Annotated in this window: 2 protein-coding genes and 1 tRNA gene; all 3 read right to left on the reverse strand. The window is 52.0% G+C overall.

What is annotated here, in order from left to right:
- Positions 1-79 (reverse strand): hypothetical protein (locus DRI82_RS24480; protein ID WP_225624926.1); only part of this gene is annotated, 79 nt, incomplete at its 3' end.
- 593 nt (positions 80-672) lie between these two features.
- Positions 673-748, reverse strand: a tRNA-Asn gene (locus DRI82_RS23590).
- 186 nt (positions 749-934) lie between these two features.
- Positions 935-4057: a beta-galactosidase gene (locus tag DRI82_RS23595; RefSeq protein ID WP_114196315.1), complete on the reverse strand. Its 3123-nt coding sequence runs from the start codon at positions 4055-4057 to the stop codon at positions 935-937.
- Positions 4058-4138 lie beyond the last annotated feature (81 nt).

The raw sequence follows: 4138 nt of genomic DNA on the forward strand, positions 1-4138 counted from the left end.
CTTTCCCACGACGATCCTGACAATGAATGTGGAAAGAGTTTTTACCCAGATCGATACCAATGAGCGCAATGTTTTCCATGATGGTTCTCCAGTTTAAGCCTGCTCTCAGCATACTGCTGTGAAGGAGGGAGTGACCATCTCATTAAATATGTGGTGAAACTAATCAATCACCTACATTCAATTTCTGACTGTACGAGGCATGTTACGAAGTGTGTAACGAAGAAGTAAGTCCTCTAAGCTGTATGAGGTTATGAATTTAATTCATAAATAAGTGCAGCTCATCTGCAGAAAATAGGTCGCGGAGGTTTCGCCTGGGGGGTTAGAGACACGACTCATTCTTACTTTTAGGCAGGGTTGAATTGTTCAATTAAAAACTGAAAGACTGAGGCATTTTATCAATTTGTTGATTTTCAGCCTAAATTGTTCAGTGAGATCGGATAGGCTGTGTTCTGCAAGTTGGTCGGTCAAAACTGATGACGTTATTGGGATAATGGTGCTAAAAATGGGATAGCCAAGGATACGATAATTTAGCCAATTCGAGTCCCAATGAAGCCCCCAAAAATGCTGGATGCCAGTATGCCAATATGGAACAGAGTGTAATTTGATTTGAAAAAAGGGGATTTTACTTTGAGACACCATGGACATTAGTGGCTGTCGATGGTGTTAAATTTATGGCTCCTCTGACTGGACTCGAACCAGTGACATACGGATTAACAGTCCGCCGTTCTACCGACTGAACTACAGAGGAATCGTGTGAACGGGGCGAATCATACTGTCACTCCATCAGCATGTCAAAGGGGTTCCTGCAAATAGTTGTTCAATTGACCATAGTTTGTGCAACTTGTTGAGAAATTGGCAATAACTTCAACAGTAAGCCGAAGAAAACGGGTTTTGATGTGCCATAAAAACCCGTGAATGAATTACCGCGGCGCCGCTATTCTCCGCGTTTCAGCGTCAGTTGATAATGGTAATGACCTGCATCCAGCAAATAGTCAGCATTTACGCTGGGGCTCCAGGAGTCGTCACCGCCGACGCCCATATGGAATCCATCCAGATTCAGCCAAACGCCCGGCTCCTCTTGCAGGAGATGGCGATGGCTGGTGTCCATCAACTGTTGCAGACTGTAGCAACCCATCCCGAAGTGGAACTGACCGCCGACATGCCAGTCACCATAATTCAAGCGGCGGGTATTGCAGCGCAGTCCGTTTTCCGTTGGGAAAATATACGGCGTATGCATCTCTTCCAACGGCAACGTCCAAAGGCCATGCTGGGCTGATAGCTGGCGATCCGGGTAGTTTTCATGGGGACCCAGACCGAGCCAACTCACGTCCTCTGCGCGGGTTGCCAACTGCACACTCAGGCCAATGCGCGCCGGAGCGGGCAGGGAAGTGGCGACATTAACGTCGACCGAGACCGTTAATTGCCCCTGACGATCAATCAGCCAGTTTTTGCGACTGGTTAACAGCGTACGCGATCCGGCGCTGAAACTGTGTTCGGTAACAATTCGCACGCCGTCCTGAGTGCTGTCGGCGGTCAATCGCAGGGATTGGGCGGCGAGGTCATACATCCCGGCCTGTTTCCAGCGTTCGACCCAGGCATTGGGGTCAATGCGGGTGACTTCACTCACGCCGATATCATTATCCAGCGGTGCGCGGACAAACTGATCGCGCAGTGGCGTCAGAAGCCCGGCATCCTCGCCAAACCGCCACTGTTCCAGCAGGCCGCTGGCGCGATTGAATTGCCAGCGCTGTTGCCCATGGGTGATCTCATAACCCTGCTCATTTTCGATCAGTTGTGGCAATTCACCGCTCAGTGCATCAGTTGGCGCGATCGCCAAGTCCTGTGGCAGCGGCCATTGATCCCACGCGGTGCGGTGGTCGGGTTGTGACCAGTCGGTGGCGTTGGGTTGTACAATTTCCACATTCAACCACAGCTCGCCTTCACCCGTCACCGGGGGCAGGTTTTCTGCCAACGTGAATGACTGCTCGCCACGCGCAGGGAGATCCAGTATCAGGCTCCCGCGAGTCAGCGTGCGGCCATCTTGTTCGATGCGCCAATTCAATTGCTCATTGTCGCTGTGACGGAACAGATATTCACTGGTAATGCTGATTTGCAACGGTGAACTGTTGATCAATTGGAACTGGAAAAATTGTTGTGCCCGCTGCGCTTCATACAAACTTGGATGCGGTGTGCGATCCGGGAAAACCAGCCCATTCATACAAAATTGGCGGTCATTTGGCGTATCGCCAAAGTCACCCCCGTAGGCATACCAGGGCTGATTCTGTTCGTCATAGCGGGTCAGGGCCTGATCGACCCAATCCCACACGAAGCCCCCTTGCAAGCGCGGGAACTTGCGGAAGGCTTGCCAATAGCGATCAAATCCGCCAAAGCTGTTGCCCATGGCGTGGGCATACTCACAAAGAATCAGCGGGCGATTTTCATCCGGCATACCAATCCATTTCTTGATGGACCATTTGCGTACCGCCGGGAAGGGTTGATCCTGATCGACACGCGCGTACATCGGGCAAACGATATCCGTTGCTGCACTGTTGGCTCCGCCCCCTTCATATTGCACGGGGCGGGTCGGATCGTTGGTCTTGATCCAGCGGTAAAGCGCGTCATGGCTGCTGCCATGACCAGATTCATTACCCAGGGACCAGATAATGATCGACGGATGATTACGGTCGCGTTGTACCATGCGCGTGACACGTTCACTGTAGGCGTTGAACCAGCGCGGATCGTCAGACAGACGGGCCATCGGCTGCATACCATGGGTTTCAATATTCGCCTCATCGACCACATACAAGCCGTAGTGGTCACACAGGCGGTACCAAAGTGGCGTATTGGGATAGTGCGAACAGCGCACGGCGTTAAAATTGTGCTGCTTCATCAGTATGATGTCGCGGCGCATCGTCTCTTCATCCATCACCTGACCGTTTTCAGGGTGATGCTCATGGCGGTTGGTTCCACGAATCAGCAGGGGTTGACCGTTCACTTTCAGTAGACCGTTGCTGATTTCAACCTGACGGAAACCGACATCAAACGCTTCGGCCTCAATCAATTCACCTTGTGCATTGAGCAGGGAAATGACGGCGCGATAGAGATGAGGCTCTTCTGCACTCCAGAGTGCAGGCTGATCAACGGGGAGGCGCAGCGTCGTGCGATCGACGTATGCACCACGTTCATCAATAATGGCACTGCCAAACGCTTGTTTCTGGCTAATGATGCGTTGATCAGCGCGCCACAGCGTAACCTCGGCCTGATAATCCGCGGTGTTTTTTTCGGTTAATGACGCATGAATCTCCACTTCCAGTTCGGCTCGGTAGAAACCGGGACTGAGATGGGTACGCAACTGTACGTCCTGTAACTGAACTTGCGGCTTATGCAACAAACGCACGTCGCGGAAAATACCGCTCATGCGCCACATATCCTGATCTTCCAGATAACTGCCGTCACACCAGCGCAGCACCATCACCGCCAGCCGGTTGTCACCCGCGTGGAGGAAAGGGCTTAAATCAAATTCGGCTGGCAGGCGACTGTCCTGCGAATAACCGACCATTTCACCGTTGCACCACAGATAAAAGGCAGAGTTGACGCCATCGAAAATAATCCGCGTTTGACCTTCAGCCAGCCAATCGGATGCGACGCTGAAATTGACAGAGTAGCAACCGGTGGGATTCTCTTCGGGTACGAATGGTGGATTGACCGGGATGGGATATTGCACGTTGGTGTAGATCGGCGCGTCATAACCTGCAAGTTGCCAGTTGGACGGTACAACCAACGTATCGGCATCGACCAAATCCTGCTGTACCCACTCTTCAGGCACGGCTTGGGGACGAGGGAAATAACTGAATTTCCAGTCGCCGTTCAGCAATACAATCCGTGAAGAGGGGCGATCGTCGCGCGCTGCGTCGGCATCACGCCAACTGCTAAAGGGCGGATGTGCATCCAGACGGTTATAACTGGTGATGGCTGTATTTTCCCATTCCCTGCGGGCAAGCAGCCCAGCAAGGGTAATGTGGTGGGCGTTTCTCGTGCCAGAGGCGTGCTGTTTCATTTATTTTCCTTGATGTGATCACCGCCGGATACATGGTGATTACATAAATGTTATGCGCTCACAATTCTTTGACTACATTGC

Source organism: Edaphovirga cremea (genome assembly GCF_003332275.1).
Classification (GTDB): Bacteria; Pseudomonadota; Gammaproteobacteria; order Enterobacterales; family Enterobacteriaceae; genus Edaphovirga; species Edaphovirga cremea.

Coding starts and splice junctions, on each gene's coding strand:
- DRI82_RS23595 (WP_114196315.1), bottom strand. CDS start 4,057: ATGAAACAGCACGCCTCTGGCACGAGAAACGCCCACCACATTACCCTT.